This is a genomic window from Streptomyces sp. CNX435 (genome assembly GCF_059570575.1).
In genome coordinates this window covers 189,198-211,910 of sequence record NZ_JCANTA010000013.1, presented here as the reverse complement: position 1 = coordinate 211,910, position 22,713 = coordinate 189,198, and the positions used below count along the sequence as shown (strand labels likewise).

Annotated in this window: 25 protein-coding genes and 2 pseudogenes; 11 read left to right on the top strand and 16 right to left on the bottom strand. The window is 68.3% G+C overall.

Annotated features, from left to right (window positions below):
• Positions 1 to 475, bottom strand: a 475-nt coding sequence (locus tag T328_RS22195) for a helix-turn-helix domain-containing protein (RefSeq protein WP_496497873.1), incomplete at its 3' end; no start/stop codon positions are given.
• A 180-nt stretch (positions 476 to 655) separates the two neighbouring features.
• Here T328_RS22195 and T328_RS22190 point away from each other — a divergent pair.
• Both T328_RS22190 and T328_RS22185 read left to right on the top strand, forming a co-directional pair.
• The gene (locus tag T328_RS22190) at positions 656 to 1,423 is read left to right on the top strand and encodes an SDR family oxidoreductase (protein ID WP_496497872.1); all 768 of its coding nucleotides are present in this window, start codon (positions 656 to 658) and stop codon (positions 1,421 to 1,423) included.
• Between the two features lie 43 nt (positions 1,424 to 1,466).
• The gene (locus tag T328_RS22185) at positions 1,467 to 1,709 is read left to right on the top strand and encodes a tautomerase family protein (RefSeq protein WP_496497871.1); all 243 of its coding nucleotides are present in this window, start codon (positions 1,467 to 1,469) and stop codon (positions 1,707 to 1,709) included.
• An 84-nt stretch (positions 1,710 to 1,793) separates the two neighbouring features.
• On the opposite strand, the gene T328_RS22180 is transcribed toward T328_RS22185, so the two are convergent.
• On the bottom strand, positions 1,794 to 2,141 hold the full coding sequence (locus T328_RS22180) for a MerR family transcriptional regulator (RefSeq protein ID WP_496497870.1): 348 nt from the start codon (positions 2,139 to 2,141) through the stop codon (positions 1,794 to 1,796).
• A gap of 75 nt (positions 2,142 to 2,216) precedes the next feature.
• Between T328_RS22180 and T328_RS22175 the strand changes: the two genes are divergently transcribed.
• Entirely contained in the window at positions 2,217 to 2,987 is a 771-nt protein-coding gene (locus T328_RS22175) for an SDR family oxidoreductase (RefSeq protein WP_496497869.1), read from the top strand.
• 124 nt (positions 2,988 to 3,111) lie between these two features.
• Positions 3,112 to 3,954, top strand: a complete 843-nt coding sequence (locus T328_RS22170) for an SAM-dependent methyltransferase (RefSeq protein ID WP_496497868.1) — start codon at positions 3,112 to 3,114, stop codon at positions 3,952 to 3,954.
• A 139-nt stretch (positions 3,955 to 4,093) separates the two neighbouring features.
• Here T328_RS22170 and arsB read toward each other — a convergent pair whose 3' ends face one another.
• The gene (gene arsB / locus T328_RS22165; RefSeq protein ID WP_496497867.1) at positions 4,094 to 5,209 is read right to left on the bottom strand and encodes an ACR3 family arsenite efflux transporter; all 1,116 of its coding nucleotides are present in this window, start codon (positions 5,207 to 5,209) and stop codon (positions 4,094 to 4,096) included.
• Complete coding sequence (locus tag T328_RS22160) at positions 5,210 to 5,521, bottom strand: ArsR/SmtB family transcription factor (RefSeq protein WP_496497866.1); 312 nt, start codon at positions 5,519 to 5,521, stop codon at positions 5,210 to 5,212. It abuts the gene before it with no gap.
• Between the two features lie 91 nt (positions 5,522 to 5,612).
• Here T328_RS22160 and T328_RS22155 point away from each other — a divergent pair, with 91 nt between their 5' ends.
• A complete protein-coding gene (locus T328_RS22155; protein ID WP_496497865.1) occupies positions 5,613 to 6,026 on the top strand; it encodes an arsenate reductase ArsC in 414 nt (137 codons plus the stop codon).
• 459 nt (positions 6,027 to 6,485) lie between these two features.
• Here T328_RS22155 and T328_RS22150 read toward each other — a convergent pair whose 3' ends face one another.
• From T328_RS22150 to T328_RS22130, 5 genes are all read right to left on the bottom strand, one after another.
• On the bottom strand, positions 6,486 to 6,884 hold the full coding sequence (locus tag T328_RS22150) for a type II toxin-antitoxin system VapC family toxin (protein ID WP_496497864.1): 399 nt from the start codon (positions 6,882 to 6,884) through the stop codon (positions 6,486 to 6,488).
• Entirely contained in the window at positions 6,881 to 7,168 is a 288-nt protein-coding gene (locus tag T328_RS22145; protein WP_496497863.1) for a hypothetical protein, read from the bottom strand. Before T328_RS22145 ends, T328_RS22150 begins: the two co-directional genes overlap by 4 nt.
• 259 nt (positions 7,169 to 7,427) lie before the next feature.
• On the bottom strand, positions 7,428 to 8,585 hold the full coding sequence (locus T328_RS22140; protein WP_496497862.1) for a hypothetical protein: 1,158 nt from the start codon (positions 8,583 to 8,585) through the stop codon (positions 7,428 to 7,430).
• Between the two features lie 1,593 nt (positions 8,586 to 10,178).
• Complete coding sequence (locus T328_RS22135; protein ID WP_496497861.1) at positions 10,179 to 10,484, bottom strand: hypothetical protein; 306 nt, start codon at positions 10,482 to 10,484, stop codon at positions 10,179 to 10,181.
• Positions 10,485 to 10,589: 105 nt separating this feature from the next.
• A complete protein-coding gene (locus T328_RS22130) occupies positions 10,590 to 10,772 on the bottom strand; it encodes a hypothetical protein (RefSeq protein WP_496497860.1) in 183 nt (60 codons plus the stop codon).
• Between the two features lie 464 nt (positions 10,773 to 11,236).
• Here T328_RS22130 and T328_RS22125 point away from each other — a divergent pair, with 464 nt between their 5' ends.
• Both T328_RS22125 and T328_RS22120 read left to right on the top strand, forming a co-directional pair.
• The gene (locus T328_RS22125; RefSeq protein ID WP_496497859.1) at positions 11,237 to 12,052 is read left to right on the top strand and encodes an SPDY domain-containing protein; all 816 of its coding nucleotides are present in this window, start codon (positions 11,237 to 11,239) and stop codon (positions 12,050 to 12,052) included.
• A 1,465-nt stretch (positions 12,053 to 13,517) separates the two neighbouring features.
• Complete coding sequence (locus tag T328_RS22120) at positions 13,518 to 13,856, top strand: helix-turn-helix domain-containing protein (RefSeq protein ID WP_496497858.1); 339 nt, start codon at positions 13,518 to 13,520, stop codon at positions 13,854 to 13,856.
• A gap of 467 nt (positions 13,857 to 14,323) precedes the next feature.
• On the opposite strand, the gene T328_RS22115 is transcribed toward T328_RS22120, so the two are convergent.
• From T328_RS22115 to T328_RS22095, 5 genes and pseudogenes are all read right to left on the bottom strand, one after another.
• On the bottom strand, positions 14,324 to 14,650 hold the full coding sequence (locus tag T328_RS22115; protein WP_496497857.1) for an SCO5918 family protein: 327 nt from the start codon (positions 14,648 to 14,650) through the stop codon (positions 14,324 to 14,326).
• A 53-nt stretch (positions 14,651 to 14,703) separates the two neighbouring features.
• Positions 14,704 to 15,108: a CBS domain-containing protein gene (locus T328_RS22110; protein WP_496497856.1), complete on the bottom strand. Its 405-nt coding sequence runs from the start codon at positions 15,106 to 15,108 to the stop codon at positions 14,704 to 14,706.
• Between the two features lie 46 nt (positions 15,109 to 15,154).
• Positions 15,155 to 16,648, bottom strand: a complete 1,494-nt coding sequence (locus T328_RS22105; protein WP_496497855.1) for a DEAD/DEAH box helicase — start codon at positions 16,646 to 16,648, stop codon at positions 15,155 to 15,157.
• Positions 16,649 to 16,993: 345 nt separating this feature from the next.
• Positions 16,994 to 17,197, bottom strand: coding sequence for a cold-shock protein (locus T328_RS22100; protein WP_003979255.1), 204 nt, complete (start codon positions 17,195 to 17,197; stop codon positions 16,994 to 16,996).
• Between the two features lie 327 nt (positions 17,198 to 17,524).
• Positions 17,525 to 17,711 (bottom strand): annotated as a pseudogene (locus T328_RS22095) (hypothetical protein); the annotation flags it as partial.
• Positions 17,712 to 17,714: 3 nt separating this feature from the next.
• Here T328_RS22095 and T328_RS22090 point away from each other — a divergent pair.
• From T328_RS22090 to T328_RS22080, 3 genes and pseudogenes are all read left to right on the top strand, one after another.
• Positions 17,715 to 18,362: pseudogene (locus tag T328_RS22090) on the top strand (site-specific integrase); the annotation flags it as partial.
• Between the two features lie 471 nt (positions 18,363 to 18,833).
• The gene (locus T328_RS22085) at positions 18,834 to 20,000 is read left to right on the top strand and encodes an ImmA/IrrE family metallo-endopeptidase (protein WP_496497854.1); all 1,167 of its coding nucleotides are present in this window, start codon (positions 18,834 to 18,836) and stop codon (positions 19,998 to 20,000) included.
• Positions 20,000 to 20,494 (top strand): DUF4411 family protein, encoded by a 495-nt coding sequence (locus T328_RS22080; RefSeq protein ID WP_496497853.1) that lies wholly within the window; start codon positions 20,000 to 20,002, stop codon positions 20,492 to 20,494. Before T328_RS22085 ends, T328_RS22080 begins: the two co-directional genes overlap by 1 nt.
• Before the next feature lie 7 nt (positions 20,495 to 20,501).
• Here T328_RS22080 and T328_RS22075 read toward each other — a convergent pair whose 3' ends face one another.
• Entirely contained in the window at positions 20,502 to 21,053 is a 552-nt protein-coding gene (locus T328_RS22075; protein ID WP_496497852.1) for a GNAT family N-acetyltransferase, read from the bottom strand.
• Positions 21,050 to 21,823 carry a GntR family transcriptional regulator gene (locus T328_RS22070; RefSeq protein WP_496497851.1) on the bottom strand — a complete coding sequence of 258 codons (774 nt, stop codon included), beginning with the start codon at positions 21,821 to 21,823 and terminating at the stop codon, positions 21,050 to 21,052. Before T328_RS22070 ends, T328_RS22075 begins: the two co-directional genes overlap by 4 nt.
• A gap of 427 nt (positions 21,824 to 22,250) precedes the next feature.
• Here T328_RS22070 and kilB point away from each other — a divergent pair, with 427 nt between their 5' ends.
• A complete protein-coding gene (gene kilB, locus T328_RS22065; protein WP_496497850.1) occupies positions 22,251 to 22,703 on the top strand; it encodes a plasmid transfer protein KilB in 453 nt (150 codons plus the stop codon).
• Positions 22,704 to 22,713: the final 10 nt, after the last annotated feature.

Here is a 22,713-nt window from a genome sequence, read left to right as displayed (position 1 = left end):
CGGTGAACCAGCGGTAGACCAGGCTCGCCCGGGGTCCGCTCTGCGCCGGGGGGCGGCCGACGAGGGCGACGGCCAGGGGGTTCTGGACGAGGATCTCGTGCAGGTCGGTGATGATCTGGGCGGGGGTGGCGGTGAGCTGGTCCAGCAGGCCGAGGAGGCCGGGCTGTACGTGTGCGGTCGTGCCGTACGCGGCCGGGGGGAGGGGCCGGTCGGCGAGGTGGAAGAGGTGGTCGCGTTCGTCGCCGTCGAGCCGCAGCGCGCGGGCCAGCGCGGCCAGGACCTGGGCCGAGGGCTGGGCGCCGCGACCGCCCTCCAGCTCCGTGTAGTAGTCCGCGGACAGCCCGGCCAGCTGAGCGACCTCCTCGCGGCGCAGCCCAGGCACCCGGCGGCGCGGGCCCGTGGGCAGGCCGACGTCGTCGGGGCGGATGCGGTCGCGCCGGGACTTGAGGAACGCGGCGAGTGCGGAGGGGTTCACGTACCCCATGGTCGCGCGCGGCGGCGACCGCGAGCCAGGGGACGGCGACCCCAGGGTGAAGAGCGCCCTGGCTGCGGCGGGCGTACCGGATCATGCTGAGAGCACGAGCCCTCTGGTCCGGCGCCGTCGCGGCTCTCCCCTCTGTCACCACCTTTCTCTCACCACCTTGCAGGAGCGCACATGACCACCCACGAACCCGCGGCGGCATCCCCCGCCGACCGCCCCCGCGTCGCCGTCGTCACCGGCGGCTCCCGCGGTATCGGCCGCGCGACGGCACGCCGGCTCGCCGCCGACGGCCTCGCCGTCCTGGTCGGCTACGCCAACAACCGCGCACTGGCCGAGGCCGTCGTCGAGGAGATCACCGCCGACGGCGGCAAGGCGCTCGCCGTCCAGGCGGACGTCGCCGACGAACAGCAGGTCGCGGCGGTGTTCGACACCGCGGAGACGGAGTTCGGGGGCGTCGACGTCGTCGTCAACGCCGCCGGCCGGCTGAAGCTGGCGCCCGTCGTCGAGCTGGACCTGGCGGAGCTGGACGCGCTGCACCGTACGAACGTCCGCGGGACCTTCGTCGTCGCCCAGCAGGCCGCGCGGCGGGTCCGCGCCGGCGGCACGCTCGTCACCTTCTCCACGTCCGTGGTGGGCCTGGCGCTGCCCGGCTACGGCGCGTACAGCGCGAGCAAGGGCGCGGTCGAGGCCCTCACGCTGATCCTCGCGCGGGAGCTGCGCGGCCGGGACGTCACCGTCAACGCCGTGGCCCCCGGCCCCACCGCCACCGACCTGTTCCTCGACGGCAAGGACGAGGAGACGGTCGCCCGGCTGGCCGCCCAGCCCCCGCTGGAGCGCCTCGGCACCCCCGCCGACATCGCCGAGGTCGTCGCCTTCCTCGCCTCCCCGGCGGGGCACTGGGTGAACGGCCAGGTCGTCCGTGCCAACGGCGGCATCGTCTGACGACCGCGGGCCATCAGTGATCACGTACCGAAGGAGCACCGCCATGCCGTTCGCGAACTTCAAGGTCCCCGCCGGAACCCTCGACGAGAAGCAGAAGGAGACCCTCGTCACCCGCACCACCGAGCTGTACGTCGAGCTCTACGGCGAACGCGCCCGCGCCACCACCGTGGTCCTCGTCGAGGAGGTGGGCGACGGCGGCTGGGGCGTCGGCGGCGCCGTCCTGACCGCGGCGATGCTGCGGCAGTCCGCCGAAGGCGGCGTAGCAGGTACGGGCCGGGCGGGGTGATCCGTGCGGGGCGCTCCCAGGCGGGCCGGCGGGTGCGCGCGGACCAGTTGAGGCCGCCGCGCCAGAGGGCACGACGCGCCCTCGTCAGTCTGACCGGTCGGCGGCGGCCCGGACCAGCTCGTCGAGGCGCGCGAGCGCGGCGGTGTACTCGTCGATCTGCTGCCTGATGCGGGCCCGCTCGGCGTCGAGCATGGCCCGCTGCTGGGCGGTCGTCGTACCGGTGTCGACGCAGGGGAGCAGCTCGGCGATGCGGCGGCTGGGCAGGCCGGCCGCGTAGAGCTGCTGGAAGAAGCGGACCCGGTCGACGGCGTCGTCGGCGTACTCGCGCTGGCCGCCGGGGCTGCGGCCGGGCATGAGAAGTCCCTGTTCCTCGTAGTAGCGCAGCGCGCGGACGCTCACTCCGGAGCGCCGGGCGACCTCTCCGATGCGCATGGGGCGCGCCTCCCTTCGCCGGATCCGGACGCAGGACTTGAACCTCACGTCGACGGTAGGTCTTAGCGTACCCGCATGAGCACACCGAACACAGAACCGAGCACCCACCCCACCCCCACCCCCACCCCCGGCCTCCGCATCGACGGCGCGGTCGCGCTCGTGACCGGCGCCAACCGGGGCCTGGGCCGCCACTTCGCCCGCCAGCTCCTGGAGCGCGGCGCGGCCCGCGTGTACGCGACCGCCCGGCGACCGGAGTCGGTCGACCTGCCCGGCGTCGTGCCGCTGCGGCTGGACGTCACGGACGCCGACGAGGTACGGGCCGCGGCCGACGCGGCGGGCGACGTGACGCTCGTGGTGAACAACGCGGGAGTCAGCCACTGGACCGACCTCGTCACCGGCGATCTGCCCGCCGTACGCGCGGAGATGGAGACGAACTTCTGGGGCACCCTGAACGTGGTGCGCGCCTTCGCCCCGGCACTTGCGGCGGGCGGCGGCGGGGCGATCCTCAACGTGCTGTCCGCGCAGTCCTGGTTCGCCTACCCGAGCACCAACGGCTACCACGCCGCCAAGGCGGCCCAGTGGGCGCTGACCAACGGCGTACGCATGGAACTGGCCGCCCAGCGCACCCTCGTGACCGGCCTCCACCTGGGCGCCGTCGACACCGACTTCAGCGCCGCCTACGACGGCCCCAAGGGCGACCCGGCCGCCACCGTCCGAGCCGGCCTGGACGGAGTCGAGGCGGGAGCGGTGGAGGTGATCGCCGACGACTGGAGCGCCCATGTCAAGAAGTCCCTGGCCGAGGACCCCACCCGGCTGTACGACGAGATCCGCGCCGGCATCGTCTGACGGACCCGCCCCCGCCGGCAGCCCGTTCGTCGACGGCACCCGCATCGGCCGGGACCGGCCGATGCGGTGCCGGACGGTGGTGTGCGGCTCTATCTTGGGCACGTCGAGAGGCCAACGGAGAGGGATGCCCGTGACACCCCAGCCCCCCTTAGGCGAGCAGCCGCCGCAGACCCAGGTCAACCCCAACGTCCCGCACCCCGCGCGGATCTACGACTACCTCCTGGGCGGCAAGGACCACTACGCCGCCGACCGTGCGGCCGCCGAGGAGACCATCCGGCGCGCCCCCCAGGTCAGGGAATCCGCGCGCGCGAACCGCGCCTGGATGCGCCGCGCGGTCCGCTATCTCGCCGGACAAGGCGTACGCCAGTTCCTGGACATCGGCACCGGCATCCCCACCTCCCCCAACCTCCACGAGGTCGCCCAGCAGGTCAGCCCGGACTGCCGGGTCGTCTACGCCGACAACGACCCCGTCGTCCTCGCCCACGCCCGCGCCCTGCTGAGCAGCTCCCCGGAGGGCCGCACGGCGTACATCCAGGCCGACCTGCGCCGGCCGGACCAGATCCTCCAGGCCCCCGAGCTGTGGCAGACCCTGGACCGGGACCGGCCCGTGGCCCTGATGCTGTGCGCAATCCTGCACTTCGTACGCGACGAGGAGGAGCCCGGCCGCCTCGTCGCCGCCTTCCGCGACGCCCTCCCGCCGGGGAGCTACCTGGCCCTGTCCCACACCACCAACGACATCCAGCCCCAGAGAGCCGCCGACGCCGCCGCCGTATACGGCGAGAGGCGCGCCGCGGCGCTGATGGTGCCGCGCCCCCTGAACCAGGTGGAGGCGTTCTTCGACGGCTTCGACCTCGTCGAGCCCGGTGTCGTCCAGCTCCCCCGCTGGCACCCGGACGGCCCCGTCCGGCCACGGCTCCTCGACGAGGTGTGGCTCTACGGCGGGGTGGGCCGCCTCAGCAACGGCTGAGCCCATAGCCATGTTCTGGCCCGGACCCGGACCGGCCCCCGGCGACCGATCCCGCCGCAGCAAGTCCCGGGTGTGCTGCCGGGCGCCGCCGGGGCGGGACCGGCCTGCCCGCCACCGACCACCACAACCCGTATGCCGGTCACGCTGCCCGCACGTCCTCGTCATCCGGGGCGAACTTCTTCCGCCAGGCGAGTGAGACGTACACCAGCGCGATCAGCACCGGGACTTCGATGAGGGGGCCGACGACGCCGGAGAGGGCCTGGCCGGAGGTGACGCCGAAGGTGGCGATGGCGACGGCGATGGCGAGTTCGAAGTTGTTCCCGGCTGCGGTGAAGGCGAGGGTGGCGGTGCGGTCGTAGGCCAGGCCGACGGCCTTGCCGAGGGCGAAGGTGCCGAACCACATCAGCGCGAAGTACACCAGCAGCGGCAGCGCGATGCGGGCGACGTCCTGCGGCTGTGAGGTGATCGTCTCGCCCTGGAGGGCGAAGAGGAGCACGATCGTGAAGAGCAGCCCGTACAGCGCCCACGGGCCGATGCGGGGCAGGAAGCGGGACTCGTAGTTTTCGCGCCCCAGCTTTCGCTCGCCGATGCGCCGGGTGAGGAATCCGGCCAGCAGCGGAACGCCGAGGAAGATGGCCACGCTCAGCGCGATCTTCCACAGGGAGATGTCGAGGTGCTCACCGTCGCCGAGGCCGAGCCAGCCCGGGAGCAGGTCGAGGTAGAACCAGCCGAGGAGGCCGAAGGCCAGTACCTGGAAGACGGAGTTGAGCGCCACCAGGACGGCGGCGGCCTCGCGGTCGCCGCAGGCGAGGTCGTTCCAGATGATGACCATCGCGATGCAGCGCGCCAGCCCGACGATGATCAGGCCGGTGCGGTACTCGGGCAGGTCGGGCAGGAAGATCCAGGCGAGGGCGAACATCACCGCCGGGCCCGCGACCCAGTTGACCACCAGCGAGGAGACCATCAGCTTCTTGTCGCCGGTGACGTCGTCGAGGCGGTCGTAGCGGACCTTGGCCAGCACCGGGTACATCATGATCAGCAGGCCGAGGGCGATGGGCAGCGAGATGCCGCCGACCTCCACCTTCGCCACCGCGTCGTCCAGGCCCGGGATGAGGCGTCCCAGACCGAGGCCGGCGGCCATCGCCAGCAGGATCCACACGGCGAGGTAGCGGTCGAGGGTGGAGAGCCTGGCGACGATCGAGGCGTCGTCTCCGCTGTGCGTCGGTACGGCGGCGCCGCGGTCGGTCGCGGTCATTTAGCAGGGCCTCTTTCGGTCGTCGGCCACGGTCGTGCGCGCGGCCTCCGCCAGGCCGGCGAAGGTGCCTGCCAGAGACTCGATGGCCTCGGGGCGCAGCTTGTAGTACGTGAAGCGGCCGCACGGCTCGGTCTCCACCACCCCGGCCTCGCGCAGTACGCGCAGGTGGTTGGACAGGTTCGTCTGGCGGGCGCCGGTCTCCTCGACCAGGTGACTGGTGCACAGCGTTTCCCGGGCCAGCAGGGTCACGATCTGCAGCCGCAGTGGGTCCGCCAGCGCGCGGATTAGTTCAGTGTTGGCTGACGTCAGCATGGGCTGATACTGTCACGCCAGTGGATGCTGACGCCAGTCACCACTGATGCAACCGAATGCTGTTACGTCATGAGACCGGAGAGAGACGCCGATGTCCGACAAGCCCTCCGTGCTGTTCGTCTGCGTCCACAACGCGGGCCGGAGCCAGATGGCCGCCGCCTGGCTCACCCACCTCGCCGGCGACCGCATCGAGGTCCGCTCCGCCGGCTCCGCCCCCGCCGACACCGTCAACCCCGCCGTCGTCGAAGCCATGCGAGAGGTCGGCATCGACGTCGCCCACGAGCAGCCCAAGGTCCTCACCGTCGACGCCGTGCAGGCGTCCGACGTCGTCATCACGATGGGCTGCGGCGACGCCTGCCCGGTCTTCCCCGGCAAGACCTACCTCGACTGGCAGCTCGACGACCCCGCCGGTCAGGGCGTCGATGCCGTACGCCCCATCCGCGACGACATCCGCACCCGCATCGAGGGCCTCATCGCCGACATCGCCCCGCAGCCCACGGCGTGAGCCAGGGCATACGCGAGTTCATCATCATCGGATCCGCCCCCGCTGGCTACACCGCGGCCTTGCCCCGGGCCCGCATCTGGGACCAGAACTGAGACCGGGGGCACGCGAGGGGCACGCGCACGGGGGGCGCCGCATCCGCTGAACGCGAAACCCCAGGTCAGAAAACTTCTGACCTGGGGTCGGTGGAGCCGCCCAAGGGAATCGAACCCTTGACCTGCGCATTACGAGCACACTAGAGATCATGACGGGCCATGTTGCGGCCTGTCTCCTCGTGCCGTCGTGGCTGATCAGAGGAGGTGCAGCGGACTGCCTCGGGTTGCCGCGTGCCCTGCCGTCCAAAGGCGTCCGGCCTCCCCTTGGCCTCCCCCGCGCACTCGGCACGGGCATCTGGGGCGGCTCACCTAAGTTGTCTGGTTCCGACAACCACCCATGCCCGACCACCGGAGGCCGGATTGCCGGTCAGACCTTCACTGCGGTGATGCGCGGGTGGCCTGCGACCAGGGTCTGGATGTCCTCGACGTCCGAGGTCAGGATGCTCACCAGACCGGGCTGGGCGAGTGCGGTCGCGCAGACGATCGCGTCGATGGCGTATTTGTGTCCGTGCAGCTTGGCGGCGGCCAGCAGCTTGGAGGCCTGGCGGGCGACTGCCTCCGGGACAGTTTCGATCTTGAGGCGGGAGACGGCCCAGTCGAAACGCGCCTGCGGCGTGGCCGGATTGCGGGCTTCGACCAGCGTCACCGAGCTGACGAGAACACGAGCGTCGTGCTTGGCGGCCGCGGCCAGGCGGGCGGCCATCGTCCGATCGTCCCGCACGAGAAGGGACAGCCCCTCGCTGTCGAGCACGAGTGTGCGACTCACGCGGCGTGCCCCTGGGCGTCGGCCGGCGAAGCGGTGCCGAAGAGCTCGGCTTCCGCGGCTGCGAGTTCCTCCGGCGTGAAGTCGCCATGCCGGGAGATGTGGTCGTCGATGAGCTCTTGGAGGTTGTCCCGTTCGATCTGACGTTGCACGGCCGCCTCGATATAGGCCGAGACGCCGCGCTTGCCGACCCGGGAGCGAACCGCGCCGATCGTCCCGGCATGAAAGGAGACCGAGACGTTGGTGGTCGGTCCTGCACCCGGGGCGAGGTCATCGTTCTCAGACATACACCAATTCTAATAAAGTCTCTAACAGAAGCCAAGCGGCTCCGGACGAGTACCGCGCCGCGATCGAGCGGACGGTGGCCCTGGCTGAGGCCGAGCGCCCGGCGGTCCGCTTGGACCAGGTTCCGCCGCAGGCCGACGCGCATTGGCTCGTTGAGACGGGCCGGGCGCAGGGAGGGCTCATGCCGCAGCCCATGCCGGACGCGGCCCGGCGGATCCGCCCGATCAGAGACGGGGATGGATGTGACGCGGGATCGCCGGGTTACTCGAAGACCGGTGTCAGCATGTTCGGCTCGCTGCCGCTGTGGTCCGGGTACCCGCGGTGGAGGGCGGCGTCGGCACGGGCTCGGCTGCGTTCGGCCAGCGGGGCGGACAGGTCGGCTCGCTCGGTGAGCCAGGCGGCGAGGTCGGGGATGAGGCGTACCAGGGCGGAGGCGAAGGCATCGTCGTAGAAGTCGAGGATATGGGCGGCCACTGTGGAAATCCGGTGCGGGGAGCAAGCGTAGGAGAGTTCGGGGAAGTCCTCCAGGCACCAGCTGTCGGCCAGCTCCGCGTACAGATCCTGCTCGGTGAACGTCTCTTCGCCCTCTGCCAGCGGGTAGTCCTCCGGCACAGCCGGCTCGCCTGGGCGGTGCTCGGCACGCCAGGCACGGTACTCTGCGATCCAGGTCTTCTTGCTGATGCCCTTGGCCTGCTGCCGCGGGGCGCCTGCGCCCCGGCCGTCGAGTGCCGAGGAGTCGCGCAGCTGCTGGGCCAGGCGTCGGCAGCGATGGAACTCGGCATACTGGGCCTGGCTCTCCCCGCCGGGGTGCAGGAAATCCGGTAGGTCAGGCAGCAGCCGGGCGGCGAAGTGGCTGCCGGTCACCGGGGTGAGCGCGGCGTCCCGTGTCGCCTCTCGGCCGGCACTGGCGCGCCAGGCGGCCAGCGCCGCCTCGGAGCTGGGGTGGTAGCCGGCGGCGACGGTGAACGCGTCGGTGGCGCAGACGTCGATGTCCCACAGGTACCAGCGATCCGGGCCGTCATCGCCGGCTGGGAAGGGCGCGGTGACGGCGAAGCGGCTGCCGTAGCCGTCGCGGCACCACAAGGCTGCACCCTGCGGCTCGCAGGCCAGGGCACCGGCAGCGGCCCGGCCGAGGCGGGAGCCCAGCTCATCGAGGGCGCGAGTGAGGCCCTTCGGCACGGGGTGGGGCGCGATCCTGGCAAGGGCCGCCAGCAGTCGCCACAGACCTTCCGGTTCCTGCCGCCGCTCCTCCTCGACCGACGTGCCCGCCAGCGCCTTCGCTGCGACCTCCGCCCTGGTGGTCAGCTCTGCCGTGAGGGCGTCCAGCAGGTGGTCGGGGCCGTACGCCTGGAGCGGATCGTAGTCCTTGGACCGCTGCGCCTCGCCTTCGCCGCTCTGCGCACTGAGCAACGCGCCCATGCGCAGGCACAGTTGATCCTCGACATCGTCCAAGAAGCCTGGCAGGCCGAGCAGTTCCGCGACGACCACAGTCGCGTCGCGTCCGGCCAACCGCCTGCGCCGCGCGTCCAGGCGGCGCCGATTCTCGCTGATCCCACCGAACAGTCCGGCGGGCGAACCCTGCCACTGTCCCGGTACAGGGAACGCCTGCCGCGTGGCCGTCGCGCGAACCGCTGGATTCCCCGACCGGCCCGCAACGCCCCTCGCCGACTTCGTCTTACTGTTCTTGCGTGACTTCGATACCGGCACGCGGAAAGCCTAGCCGAGTTGGGCGCGGGGACGAGCGCTCCGCGTACGGATACCCGCTACGAGCCCCGCGCCTCGGGCAGCCACGTGCGTCACGGCGTGCGGCAGCTCATCCCGGATGGGAGGCCGCGGCCCTGCTGACCACTACCCCACCGATCCCGAATGGTTCTTCTCCCTCCAACGCGGTAGCGGCCTGCGCCCTGGTGAACTCGCCGCCTCAGCTGCGCCCGGGGGCAGCTGGCGGCGTACCTCGACGCTGAGCAGTTGACGCAGCTGTGACTGCATGGGCCTTTGTTCGATGTCTACCAGCGCACACCGTCTACGGGTGCACCTTGGAAGCCGCTCTCGCTGCCCCGTCAGTTCCCATGGCCTCCCCTTGGCCTCCCGTCACTCTTGGAAATCGACCACCGCACGCGGTACCTGGCAGAAAAACCCAGGTCAGAGGCGTGGACCTCAAGATGATCCACGTTGAGTCACCACCTGTGACGCGTGCACTGAATGCGTAGGTCAGCAGTGGCTCTCCGGCATGCTTCTCATGGCCAAGAACAAGAAAGAACCCCAGCTCACAGGCGTGAGCAGGGGTTGACCATGGAGCCGCCTAAGGGAATCGAACCCTTGACCTACGCATTACGAGAGCCTGCAAGATCGTGACGGGTGATGGCACACGATCACGCTTGAGCCAGTTTCACCTGGTCAGAGAGGCGCCGACTCCGCTGCCGTGTCACTCCATCCGGCGGGTGTTGCCCCATCCACTCACGCATCGCTCACGCATCAGGCCCTCGCGGGCAGTTGGCCACGCCGGTCGATGTCGCCGCCACGAAGCACGGCCGACGGCACTCGCCGCGCCCCCGCAGGTCGCGTCGATTTTCCGGGCGTTCGGGCCCTGCGCAGTGCACCACGAAGTCTGGCCTACCGCCGGACCGTGCGGTGGCGGAGCGACCGTAGCTCGGAGTCCCCCAACTTCTCCCTCACGACCCTCACGACTCGGTGACCTGAACCGGAACGGTTCGGAGCCGACGGTGACGGACAGAGCAGCAGCACCCCGACCGACCTCCGTTCCCTCCTGCTCGGGATTGCAACGGTCCGTGGGCTGGCGGTTGACTCGGTCGATCGTTGGCCTGCTCGTGGCTGGGGCCGCAGGTCAGACATTGCAGTTTGTCCGCTGTCATTCAACCCAGTGGTTTGACAGCGAACGCAGCCGTTTCGGCTGGCTGTGGTTGTGAATCTAGTCGTGTGCGGTGAAAGTGCTGGTGGGCAGCAGCCCTGCCCGAGGGCTCTCGCGGTCACACACCCCATGCTTTGGTCGCCCTACAGGTGGTCGAGGGGTTCGGCGGCGTACGTGCCGTCGCCGAGAGGGGCCTCGGTCAACTCGAAGCGTTGGGACAGGCTGCCGACCCGGCTGGTGACGACGCTACCGGGGGACAGGGTGGACTCGTAGTACAGAGGGGTGCCGTCGGCGCCGGTGGTTCCAAGCAGACTGTAGCGACGCAGCACGCGGGGAGGTGTCGGGGTGGTCCGGCGACGCTGGTAGAGCCAGCCGGCTGCGGTGGCGAGACCGATGACGACCAGGCCGACTGCAGTCGGGATCAGGAATTTGTCGAAGAGCGCGGACACGGCGGCATCACTCCTGCGAGGCGGGTAGGGCCCGCCGCTGCGACGGGCCGCGCCGATGATGCGGAAGGCGAGTGTTAGCCGCGCAACCCCCTGTTCATCTGGAGTTCAGTCCGGGAAGTTGGGTGCGGTCGGCGGATCGTCGTACAGCGCTCTCGGTGCGTCGGCGTCGGCCGCCCAGCCTGGATGCGCGAACGCGGAGGGTGCCTCCTCGTCCCAGGGGGGCCGGGAGGTGGTGGCGTCGTAGTGGGAGAAGGCGGCGCGGAAGGCGGGTAGATTCTCCCCGGACATCTCGTAGGCCGATGCCTGCCGCCATCCGTCCTGCGGGCCCCCGCGGTAGACGACGGTGACCGGCGCCTCGGTGCCGTCGGGCCACCAGCCGTGCTTGTAGCCGCGTTTGAGGCAGGGCTCGGTTCGATGGCAAACGACTGGGCGCGATGTCGACGGACACAGTTCGCTGCCGGCAGATGCGGAAGATCGCGCAATGACTGGTCAGCGAGGCAAAGGCATGTCAACATCGACGACCTTGAAGAAACCCCAGGTCATCGATCCAGTGCATCGCTCGCGCAGAGGATGCCGTCCGTGGACGAGACCGGCAGGGCTGGCGTCTTCCTCGCCGAGGGCGAGACGAGACCGCACAGCTTGGGCATCTGCTGTCCGAGTCGCGGTGGTCCTTGCCTGGCATGGCCCCGTTCAGTCACGCCCGCGCAGTCCCCGCCGCACCGCAGGCGTTTGATCCGCAACCGAGCACCCTCTTGGAGGCGCCCCTGTACTCCGATATTCCATTCGATCCGTCCGCTCCGATGGGCGCCGCGTGCGTGTACGCGGTCGGTCCCCGACATCTGGCCGGTGACGACGGGTGTCTGTACGACGCCGTCGCCGATGCACTCGGTGGCCTGGGCTGGAAGAGCCTGACAACCGTCCGGGGCCGGCGGGAGCCGGACGAAGCGCCAGAGGACCGCCAGGTCCTGCGCAGCACCGTCCTGCACATCAGCCCCGACTCCCTGCGCTGGGCCCAGTGGCTGCTGGCGGACGAGCCGTTCCACCTCGGAGACCTGCCGATCGCCTGGCAGGTCTCCGCCCGCACGGACACCAGCAGCCTCGCCGAGTGGTCCGCCTACTTCACCACCGGCGTGCCCGGCGAGGCGGTGGCCGACTTCCTCACCGCGCTCGCCGCCCACACCCAGCCCGCGGTGCCGCTCGTCCGTCCCGAGCTGGTGGTCGACGCCGTCACCGCACACGGGTGGCTCCGCGACGCCGACCAGAGCGCAGGGGCGACGGACCCCACGTTCATCTCGCACGTCAGCCTCGGCGAGGTACCGCCCCTCATCCAGGACGCCGACCCGCGCACCTTGATCGCCGGATCCGACGGGACGGGTCCCGACGGATGGCAGGCATGGGCCCAGCCCGGGCCCGGCGCACCGTGCCTGTGGGCGGTGTCGTTCTCCGCGTCCGTCCCGCACGACCTCGTGGCCGCGTTCGCCGCCTCCCTCAGCTCGACCGCGTCGGTCCTGCGCCGAGTGGTGCCCAAGGCGACCCGTGAACGACTCCTGTGGACACCCGCCGGGTAGGGAACACGGCTCTCCTGGGCCGCCGACCCGCGGCCTGGACCCCGCGCCGCCCTCCGCCACGACGGGACTGATCACACCGTCGGCGCACTCATCAGCCGCCGTCCGAGCCCGAAGCCGACGCAGCGATGACCCCACCTTCGCCCCCGGTCACCGGACCCGACGCCGCGACGACGGGCCCTCATCCACCTGGCCACACCCGGCCACAGGAAGGCGACGAAGCAACGACCCCCACCCCAGGCACCGGCCGGCCGTCCCTACCGCCGAAGCTGCCCGCGAAACAGCACGAGGCGGTGCTCACCGCCGCGCGGCGCCCCGACCAACTCGTCGCAGGGCGCGACGACCGCGCGTACTGGAAGGGCGAACCGTGGTTCAACGGACGCACCCTCCCCGCCGGTACGCCGCTCCCTTCCCGAAGCCCTGGCACCACGGCGAGGCTGGCGGCTGGAGTGCCGGCGCGATCTGCTCCAGGCCGAACTGCTCTCGGCCGACACGGCCAGACGCCGCTGCCCGAGGCCCGGGCGGTCGGCGCTCCCGAGCCGGGAACGGGTCCGGCACGCCCCAGTCCGCGCAAGAAGAGCGGCCCGCCTTCGCTGCCGCCGAACTGAACATGGCGGGTGCGCATGATGCCCGGTCCTGCCGGCCCGGTGGCTGTGCCCGGCCTGCGGCCCCGTTAACCTGCCCAGCGGCCCGCCCTCCCGTCCTTGGTCGAGGTCGGTTACCTCATCACCGAGCACGCGAAAATCTGTGTCGGCCGGAGTAGACATTGGGCGGTGGTGTGGGTATGGTTTCTCTCGTAGCCGAGATCAGTGAGGTCTGGCAGAGACGAACTGCCGACCAGCAGTACCAGCAGTACGCAGGACGGTTCGGTGGTGGAGTTCCGAAGCCAGGTTGTGCAAGGCGGTGACGGGGCTGACGACCCGGACCGGGTGGCCCGCAGTGATCAGGGGCCGCCGTGAGCAGTACCGCAGTTCGGTAAGTGCAGTTCGCAGTACTCAGCAGCGAAGTCAGTGAGCAGCACCCCGGTGAAGGCGTCGGCTGCGGACGCGCGCACCGGGAGTTCGGCAGTGGGGTTCTCAGCCAGAGCAGACGAAGGACAGGCGACGGGGCTGGCTGCCGAAGAGTGGCGCTACAGCAGGCCACCAAGCAGTTCGCATCACCAGCAGTACGCAGGAGAGCAGTACCCGCAGTAGGTAAGTGATTGACCCCCAGAGGGAAGAAACGGAGGAGCCAGGCGCCATCAGGATCGCCCGGGCGCACGTCTGAGCCCGGGTACCGCAGAACATCGATAGTGAGGTGGTCTCCGGTCACACAACCGCGATCCCCGCACCCCCGACAGCATCTCGGTCGGGCCTGCGGAAACAGGAAGCCGGCGCAGTACCAGGGCCGGCAGATGGTGTAGCAGTTCCTTCGGGGCCCTGGTGCCAATGGCACCAGGGCCCCCCCAGGCGTTCCACAGAGAGGTGCGATGACAGCAGACGACTCGTACGGCCGCCTCGACGACGAGGACTACCCCGCCTACACGATGGGCCGGGCCGCCGAGATGCTCGGCACCACCCAGGGCTTCCTCCGCGCCATCGGAGAAGCCCGCCTCATCACCCCGCTCCGATCCGAGGGCGGCCACCGCCGCTACTCCCGCTACCAACTGCGCATCGCCGCCCGCGCCCGCGAACTCGTCGACCAGGGCACCCCCATCGAGGCTGCCTGCCGCATCGTGATCCTGGAAGACCAGCTCGAAGAAGCCCAGCGCATCAACGCCGCACACCACCGCACCGACGAAACGGCAAACCCCTCAACCGCGGTCTGAGACCGCTGGGGCCAGGAACGTGCACAAGAGGTTCGCGGGCCGCCGCCCGTGCATGCTGTCCTATGGCTTTCAGGGCTCTTGGGCCGGGAGCGCCCTTGGGCCACGGGCCTTACGTACTGCCCTTCTCACAGTGTGTTCATCCGTGAGAGTTCTGCGAGAGCCCGGGAAGTGATCGCGTTACCGCAGGTCGTCATGCGTAAAGTCCTCTCGAAACCCGCATGTGGTGCAAGGTCATTCTGAGAGTCGATTCTGCTGGATGCCTCGTCCGGGTCGGGTGAGGGCGCCTTGGCGGGAGAGGCGTCCAAGGCAGGTGAAGTTCAGGGGCGGGGACGTCGGCTGGCATACCGAGAAGGTCGTGTGGTTCGCGGACGCCCGCGAAGAAGGATGGTCCGTCCGCTCATCTGCAGCAGTGTGGGCCCGACCGACGCGTTCCGGTCGGGGGCCCGCACGACTGTCCAGGTGTCGGCTCATGCCTGTTTCCCTCGGTCAGCAGGCATGGGAGTGCCGAGCACGGCGTAGGCTTCTTGGAGTGGGCTGAGGATGCGTACGGGTGCGGCCTTGGGGAGGGTGCGGCAGGTGAAGCCGAGCCGCGTCATGGCCCGGAGGACTTCACCGGCGGTGAAGTCACGACGGTCCTGGCGGGTGATGACCTGGCCGACTTGCTTGACGGGATAGTGGCGGCGGCCGACGGTCACGAATTCGCCGGCGCCTGGTTCGGGCTTGATGCCCTTCATCGATTCCAGCACGCCGCTCTTGGTGAGCTCGAAGGGGAAGCGGGCGATGATGCAGCGCATGTGACCCTCACAAGGGAGAAGGGGGGAGAACGGTCCGTCCAGGGCGAGTCGGTTCAGCAGGAGAGGGCGAGGACGCCCAGAGCTTTACCTTGCTCGTCGACCACCGGCAGGGCGTCGAGCCGGCGGGGGCACATCGCGTGCTCGGCTTCGGCCATCGTCGCCACGGGTGAGGTGAACGGTGCGTGGTCGCCGAGAATGTCGCGCAGGCGGACGCGGTCCGTGTAAGCGGAGCTGTCGCGGGCGGCGGCAAGTTCGGTCTGGGTGACCAGGCCGGTGCCCTGGTCGTCCTGGTCGCAGACGACCAGCCGGTCCGCGCATGCGGCGGTCATGACGGACAGCGCCACCTCGACGCTCATGTCGTCACAGACCCGCGGTCCGGCCGCGTCCATGACCTCGGTCAGCTTCCTGTGCACGGGGCCGGCGATCGCCGAGCCGGGCTGTTTCTGAACCAGCGTCAAGAGGTGCCTCCTGCAGAGATGGGTAAGCTTCCTGATCACGAAAGTTCTAGGCTGCCGCGTCGAAGACGGGCTTGCGTGCGGGCGCGCGCCGGGTCGCCGAAGCGGGGCGGCGTCGGCCTCGGGAAGAGGCGCTGCGCTTGGGGCGTTCGACCACCGGTGCGGTGATGACGACGGGGATGCCGGACGGGACCTGGGCGCCGGTGATCCGGTGCAGGGCCTCGTCGCCCGCGCGAACCTGGGTGGTCTGCGGCCGGATTCCGGCGTCCGACATGAGGCGGACCATGCCGCGGCGCTGGTTCGGGGTGACGAGGGTGACGACGCTGCCGGACTCGCCGGCGCGGGCGGTACGACCGCCGCGGTGGAGATAGTCCTTGTGATCGGTCGGCGGATCGACGTTCACGACGAGGTCGAGGTTGTTGACGTGGATGCCGCGCGCCGCGACGTTGGTCGCTACCAGCACGCTTACATGCCCCGTCTTGAACTGCGCCAGCGTGCGGGTGCGCTGCGGCTGCGACTTGCCGCCGTGCAGCGCGGCGGCCCGGATCCCGCTGTTGAGCAGGTCCTGGGTGAGCCGGTCGACGGCGTGCTTGGTGTCCAGGAACATGATCACGCGGCCGTCGCGGGCGGCGATCTCGGTCGTTGCGGCGTGCTTGTCGGCGCCGTGGACGTGCAGGACGTGGTGCTCCATCGTCGTGACCGCACCGGCCGACGGGTCGACCGAATGCACGACGGGATCGGTCAGATAGCGACGCACCAGCCGGTCGACGTTACGGTCCAAGGTGGCGGAGAACAGCATCCGCTGCCCCTCCGGGCGCACCTGGTCGAGCAGCGCCGTGACTTGCGGCATGAACCCCATGTCCGCCATCTGGTCGGCCTCGTCCAGCACCGTGATGCCCACCTGGTTCAGCCGGCAGTCGCCACGGTCGATGAGGTCCTTGAGCCGGCCCGGGGTCGCGACGATGACCTCGGCTCCGCTTCGCAGCGCGCCGGCCTGCCTGCCGATCGGCATCCCGCCCACCGCCGTAGCCAGCCGCAGCCTTACGGAGCGGGCATACGGAGTGAGCGCATCTGTCACCTGCTGCGCCAGCTCACGCGTGGGTACCAGGATCAGCCCCAGAGGCTGGCGGGGCTCAGCACGCTGCCCGGCGGTACGAGCGAGCAAGGCGAGGCCGAAGGCAAGAGTCTTGCCGGAACCGGTGCGCCCGCGCCCGAGGACGTCACGGCCCGCCAGGGAGTTCGGCAGCGTCGTGCCCTGGATCGGGAACGGTGTGCCCACACCCTGCCTGCCGAGCTCGGCCAGCAGCTGCTCGGGCATGGAGAGATCGGCGAAGCGCTCAACGGCGGGCAGTGCGGGGGTGATCGTCGTGGGGAGCGCGAACTCACCCTGTGCTGCGGCGCTCCGGTGGCCGTAACCACCGGAACGGGCCGGCCCGGCGGAACGGCGCGTTGCCTGCGAGTCGAAGCGGCTGCCGCCCCTCCCTGCGTTGGTACTGCCCCTACGGGTGCGGGCCGAGCGGTCGTTCGTGCGTGTGCGGTTCATACGGAACCCTCCTCGATGCGGCGCATATCAAGGAATCCCCCGCAGCGACGAGCGGCATGGAGAATTGCAAGTATGGGCCGATGGAAATAGAAAGCACTCTGGCCGACGGAAATCCACGTGGGCGTAGGTGCTGAAATAGGTGGCGCGTGGGGCGTAAGAATCCGGGCGCCGACTTCAGTGTAGCTCTTCATGGTGTGTCTGCATCCCTAAACGGGGATCCATGCCTAGCGAAACTGCGAATTCCTCCGCGTCGTCCCGCCCGTGAAACCGCCGAGGGAAACGCGCGCGGCTGGGGCCCACACCCCGAAGGATGATGCGGGCCCCAGCTGCAAATGTGTGTCAGTGTCAGGCCGGAACGATGTTCTCGGCCGTCGGGCCCTTCTGGCCCTGCGCGATGTCGAAGTTTACCTTCTGACCTTCGAGCAGCTCACGGAAGCCCTGGGCGGCGATGTTCGAGTAGTGGGCGAACACGTCGGGGCCACCACCGTCCTGCTCGATGAAGCCGAATCCCTTTTCCGAGTTGAACCACTTCACGGTACCGGCAGCCATGTCATATCTCCTTGGGGCAGTGCATCGGAATCCGCACTGCGCGGATACCGTGTCGCCGCGATGATTACCCTGCCCCGGAAAATGACCGGAAATACAAAACGCTCCCATCGGCAGGAGCCGAATGGGGGCACTTGAAGTTTTGGGAACCACAACTGCAACTGAGATCGAGAGTAGCACGCCGCAGCGGCCCTCGGCGGTTGAATAATTTCACTCCGCTCACTGCGGCAAGAACTCTCATCACACGGCCCGTCAAACTCTCATCTCGCTAGCACAGATATTGACCAATCCCGAGCGCAACGCACTCACCACCGGCCACGCGGCAACCGGTCAGTGCCCGAGGTGGCGCAGGCAGTCCTCGAACGTCGCGTGCGTCGCTTCCGCGGGCCCGGCGTGCCGATGTACCAAGTAGTGTCCAGGCGGGTCTCGTGCTGTTGGTGGCCTGCCCGGCACCGCGCCAGACCTGACCACGCGTGGACAGGATCAACCAGTCCCGGTATGCACCGCACTCGGTACAGGTCACCTGATCGCCTTTCGCGGACTGCGGCGCGGGGAGGCGTGCGGGCAGCCGTGGTCGGAGACGAGCCTCGGCGCCCACTCCCTGACCGTGTCCGCGCAGCTTGTGCAGGACGGCTGGGACGTGGAGACGTCCGAGCCCAAGACCGACAGCGGGCACCGCGTGGTCGCGCTCGACGACGACACGGTCAACGTCCTCAAGCGGCACCGCGAACGTCAGGAAGCGGCACGCGAGGAATGGGGTACGGCCTGGGTCGAGACCGGCATGGTCTTCACCCAGGAGGACGGTTCCTGGCTGCACCCCGGCAAGGTGACCGACCTCTTCGAACGGCTCGTCGCCGCCTCCGGCCTCCCGCCGGTCCGGCTGCACGACCTGCGCCACGGCGCGGCCACGCTCATGCTCGCCGCCGGCGTGGACGTGAAGATCGTCTCCGACACCCTCGGGCACAGCGACACCCGGATCACGCGGGACATCTACCAGAGCGTCCTCCCCGAGGTCGGCCGAGGCGCCGCCGAGGCCACCGCCAAGCTGGTCCCGCTCCAGCGCAGGGCCGAGGAGAAGAAGGCTGCTCGCAAGGCCGGCAAGAAGGCGAAGGGCACGAAGTCCGGCAAGATCAAGAAGAAGGGCAAGCGGAAGACGCCTGAGGCGTAGTTACTGAGGCGATCCGCTCACGCATCGCTCACGCAAGCGGGCTCGCGCTGTACCGGCCGTGTCTCACGCCATGCCCTGCTGCATGCAAAAGGCCAGGTCACGGGCTGCGTGACCTGGCCTTTGGTGGAGCCGCCTAAGGGAATCGAACCCTTGACCTACGCATTACGAGTTGTCCGATCTTGTTTCGCTGGCGTCCGTGGACGTCCGCGCCGCCGCCGTCGCGGCTGGTCAAGTGCGATGCCGAACGTACGCGGACGCCCGTGAACCAGCCTGGAAGGTGGGGCGATCGAGACCACAAGTGAGACCGCGCATGCCCTGGCCAGCGGCAGCGGACGGGGCAACCATGACGGAAACCGAGACGGTCACCGTGGCAGCTCAAGCTGACATCAACTACGTGTGAGTGACCGATCTGTGACGGTCCGTGTGGTTCGCAATCGGGTTAGCGGTCGCTAGCCTACTGTCGAGGGGGAGGTGAGCCGCGTGGTCGTCCGAGTTCGGGTGGAGCCAGCGCTCTTGCGCTGGGCGGTGGAACGGGCTGGCTGGTCTCACGAGGAAGCTGGCCGGCGGTTTCCTCGGCTCCAAGCGTGGCTTATTGGCAGTGGGCAGCCGACACTAAAGCAACTGGAGCGCTTCGCAAACGCCACGCACACCCCATTTGGGCTCTTGTTCCTGCCTGAACCGCCGGATGAGCCTGTGCCAATTCCGGACATGCGAACCTTCAGGAATGCGACAATCGAACGCCCGTCTGCTAATCTGCTCGAAACTATCTACACCTGCCAATCCCGACAGGAATGGTATCGAAGCTACGCTAACATTCACGGATTTTCAGAATTGGAGTTCGTGGGCTCCGCGATGACCTCAACGTCACCTGAGGAGGTGGCGGATGAGATCAGGGCCTTATTGCGCTTTGATACTTCGGACCGCGCGTCTTTCGGATCGTGGACCGAAGCCCTGCGCGGTCTAATCGATCGCATCGAGAATATTGGCGTTCTCGTCATGGTCAACGGTATCGTTGGGGTTAATACGCACCGAAAGCTCAGCCCTAAAGAATTTCGAGGATTCGCCCTTTCGGACCCTGTGGCTCCCCTTGTGTTCGTTAACGGCGCAGACACGAAGGCTGCCCAAATATTCACCATGGTGCACGAATTGGCGCACATTTGGCTCGGCCAGAGTGCCCTTTCTGATGCACCCATGGCTAAGCGCACAGATAATCAAGCAGAGCTTTGGTGCAACCGAGTGGCAGCAGAGATGCTGGTCCCAATCGCTAGAATCCGGGAAGAATACGGTGGCGATGCGACGGTATCGGAGTTGGAGCGACTTGCGCGTCGCTATAGAGTCAGCACGCTCGTTGTCCTCAAGAGGATCTATGACGCTGGTTTCCTGGAATGGGATGACTACAGGGAGCGGTACGAGATCGAACTTGAAAGGATAAAGGCGGTGATGCGGGCGCGTCAGAGTGAGGCGAGTGGTGGCGATTTCTATAACACGCACCCGCTACGCCTCAGTCGGCAGTTCGCTCGGGCTGTAATCTCTGACACCATGGAAGGTGGAACGCAGTACAGAGATGCGTACCAGCTCTTGAGCACGAAGAAGCATCAGACATTCCAGAACCTTGCAGACAGGATTGGAGTTGCCTGATGTATCTGGTCGACTCTAACGTGCTCATCGAGGCAAAGAACCGCTACTACGCCTTCGATATAGCTCCCGGTTTTTGGGAATGGTTAGATCACGCACACCTCAACTCCTTGGCTTGCAGTATCGGACCTGTACGGGACGAGCTAATAGAGGGTGATGACGAACTTGCCACCTGGGCGCGCAATCATCCTGAATTCTTTCGGGAAGTCGACTCGGCCGCTGCCGCCCACTTTGGGCCACTCACTAGCTGGGCCCAGTCAAGAAGCTATCTCGCTGCGGCGATTCAGGAATTTCTGAGCAATGCGGCAGATTTCTTTATTGTTGCCTACGCGAGGGCGCATCATCACGTAGTCGTAACGCATGAGCAGCCGCGCCCGGATTCGCGGAAGCGTGTCCTCATTCCTGACGCATGTGCCGCGATGGACGTCTCTTATGCCAACACGTTCGCGATGTTGCGTAACACGAAAGCCCGGTTTGGCCTGCAACTGTCAGCCTGATGTCTACTCAGATGGGGTTTCGGGTCAGATCCATAAATCCGTGGTCGGTACGGGCGGTTGGGCGCTGAGCCAACCAACCAGACACGCGAGGACCGCCGTTTACTGCATAGCCCTCATGCACTGTGCGAACGTGTACGAAGCCGTGTCGGACGTAATACTCCTGAAGGCCCTCATTGCTCGTCCATGCGTCTAGGCGTAGCCACTTGGCGCCAGCTAGGTAAGCACGGTCCGCTGCCCAGTCGAGCACACGCCCGCCAAGGTCCCTCCCTGCGTGGGTGCGAGCTACCGTGAGCTTGTTGATGAAGAGCGAGGGCTCCGCCAACTCCTCAACGGTCCATAGGCCCGCCTCGGCTTCGGGGGTCAGGGTGATGGTCGCGGCTGTGGCGTTGCCGTCCTGCACCATGAAGACGGTGCCCGCTTCGATGGTGGCCAAAAGCTTGTCCGCCGGGTAAGGGCGCTGCCACTGGTCAGAGCCGAGGCGGGCTAGCCAAGCTGCCGCCTCCTCGCGGAAGGCCAACAGCTTGGACACGTCCTCAGGGCGGGCGGGGACGATTCTCACTGGGGTTCGTTTTCGCCTCGGGCGGACAAATCGCCAATCTCGTAGTTCATGTGGTTCAGGTCGCCTCGAAAGGTCGTGATGGTGCACCGGATCGGGCGATCTTGCGAGTACCCGGTGCGCGTCCAGAGCAGGACGGGGACACCAGGGCCGATCTCCAATAGCCGGGCTTCCTCGGGGGTGGGCATGCGGGTAGCAATCTCATCGAAGTACCCGATCTGCTCGGTCCCGTGGGCTGCCAAGTACCGCGTCGTCCCTTCATCTATGTCGCCCGGTTCGGAGAGGCGCGGCGCCTGTTCGACCAGCCATGCCGGGTAGTAGGTCGCCTGAGTAGACCAGGGCACATCGTCCACGTACCGGTGACAGAACCGCAGTACCGTCTTGGTGCCCAGCTCGACCTTCAGTCGCTCCGCGACGTCTTCTGCCGCGGGCTGCACCTCGACCCTGAACGTCTGGTGAGGGCGGCGGCCGGCCGCTGTCACGTCGGTGTTGTAGGCGTCGCCAGTCTGCGGGAACTCCAGGTTCTCGAAGCGAGACGCGTTCAGCTCGAAGACCTCGTGAGAACGGACTTCGTACCCGAGTCCCTGGCTGGACGTGATCAGACCTTCGCTGACCAGCATGTTCAGTCCAGACCGGACCGTGTTGCGGGAGGCGTCGAAGCGGGCCGACAGCTCGCTCTCCGAGGGGAGCCGTGCCTCCGGCGGGTACGTGCCGTTGGCGATCTCGCGGCGTAGCGCATCGGCCACCTGACGGTACTTCGGCTGCTTGCTCATGACCCCATCATGACGCACTCGCTCAACTTGTTGGTACATGCTCCTCCAGATCTCTTGACGGCAGACGCTTCGGGGGTGCACCATCGCTGTCATCAACTTGTACCAACAAGTTGACCAGGAGGAGCAACACTTGCAAGTGTGCCCGGCTACTGCTCTTTGACAAGTCCACAGAGTGCCGACCCAGCCACCTGAGCACGGGTGGTCGATGGGTGCAGGCCACCACCCCGACCGCCCATGTCGGGCCGGGTGACCTGCCCGGATCCGCCCTCCGGGGCGGTGACGGCACCGCCTGATCTGAGATCCGAAGCACCTTTGCGAGGGTCCCCCTCGCTCACGGCTCAGCGGCCAGGCGCCGCTGTCGGCTGCCTCCGCTGCTCGACTCGTACGAGCAGCGCTGAGGGGAGCCGGAACCCAAGGAGAAGACTTCATGACCACCACACTCATCGCTGTTCTGGGCACGCTCGCCGGTACGGTCGTCGCGGGGCTCATGCAGCACCTCACGACCGCCCGCACCGCACGGAACGCGACGGACGAGCGGCGCCGGCAGGCACTCGCCGAAGCCGTCCCGGCCCTGCTGGCCGCGATCGTCCGCCACCGCGAACACCAGTGGCTCAAGGTCGCCGCCCGCCGCGACGAACAGCCCGACACCGCCGAGGCGCGGCAGGCCCGCTACGCCGCGCGCTCAGCGGTCACCAGCGCCATGGACACGCTGCACATGGTCACCCGTGTCGGCGGCCTGCTGGCGACGGCTCAGGAAGCGGTCGACGCGGCGATGGCCCTCGGTGACGCGGGCGCGGATGAGCTGGACGCGGCGGGCCTGCGGGCCCGTCAGGCGCACACCGCGCTGCGCGAAACCGGCGCCCGGCACCTGTACGTCTGACCCTTCTCAC

Bases quoted from the DNA above. Each gene is read 5' to 3' on its own strand.
- T328_RS22185 (WP_496497871.1), top strand. From the start codon at position 1,467: ATGCCGTTCGCGAACTTCAAGGTCCCCGCCGGAACCCTCGACGAGAAG.
- arsB (WP_496497867.1), bottom strand. From the start codon at position 5,209: ATGACCGCGACCGACCGCGGCGCCGCCGTACCGACGCACAGCGGAGAC.
- T328_RS22080 (WP_496497853.1), top strand. From the start codon at position 20,000: ATGTATCTGGTCGACTCTAACGTGCTCATCGAGGCAAAGAACCGCTAC.
- T328_RS22180 (WP_496497870.1), bottom strand. From the start codon at position 2,141: ATGCGCATCGGAGAGGTCGCCCGGCGCTCCGGAGTGAGCGTCCGCGCG.
- T328_RS22175 (WP_496497869.1), top strand. From the start codon at position 2,217: ATGAGCACACCGAACACAGAACCGAGCACCCACCCCACCCCCACCCCC.
- T328_RS22160 (WP_496497866.1), bottom strand. From the start codon at position 5,521: ATGCTGACGTCAGCCAACACTGAACTAATCCGCGCGCTGGCGGACCCA.
- T328_RS22155 (WP_496497865.1), top strand. From the start codon at position 5,613: ATGTCCGACAAGCCCTCCGTGCTGTTCGTCTGCGTCCACAACGCGGGC.
- T328_RS22115 (WP_496497857.1), bottom strand. From the start codon at position 14,650: ATGCGCTGCATCATCGCCCGCTTCCCCTTCGAGCTCACCAAGAGCGGC.
- T328_RS22170 (WP_496497868.1), top strand. From the start codon at position 3,112: ATGCCCGTGACACCCCAGCCCCCCTTAGGCGAGCAGCCGCCGCAGACC.
- T328_RS22105 (WP_496497855.1), bottom strand. From the start codon at position 16,648: ATGAACCGCACACGCACGAACGACCGCTCGGCCCGCACCCGTAGGGGC.
- T328_RS22145 (WP_496497863.1), bottom strand. From the start codon at position 7,168: ATGTCTGAGAACGATGACCTCGCCCCGGGTGCAGGACCGACCACCAAC.
- T328_RS22130 (WP_496497860.1), bottom strand. From the start codon at position 10,772: ATGTCCGGGGAGAATCTACCCGCCTTCCGCGCCGCCTTCTCCCACTAC.
- T328_RS22190 (WP_496497872.1), top strand. From the start codon at position 656: ATGACCACCCACGAACCCGCGGCGGCATCCCCCGCCGACCGCCCCCGC.
- T328_RS22140 (WP_496497862.1), bottom strand. From the start codon at position 8,585: ATGGGCGCGTTGCTCAGTGCGCAGAGCGGCGAAGGCGAGGCGCAGCGG.
- T328_RS22100 (WP_003979255.1), bottom strand. From the start codon at position 17,197: ATGGCTGCCGGTACCGTGAAGTGGTTCAACTCGGAAAAGGGATTCGGC.
- kilB (WP_496497850.1), top strand. From the start codon at position 22,251: ATGACCACCACACTCATCGCTGTTCTGGGCACGCTCGCCGGTACGGTC.
- T328_RS22120 (WP_496497858.1), top strand. From the start codon at position 13,518: ATGACAGCAGACGACTCGTACGGCCGCCTCGACGACGAGGACTACCCC.
- T328_RS22070 (WP_496497851.1), bottom strand. From the start codon at position 21,823: ATGAGCAAGCAGCCGAAGTACCGTCAGGTGGCCGATGCGCTACGCCGC.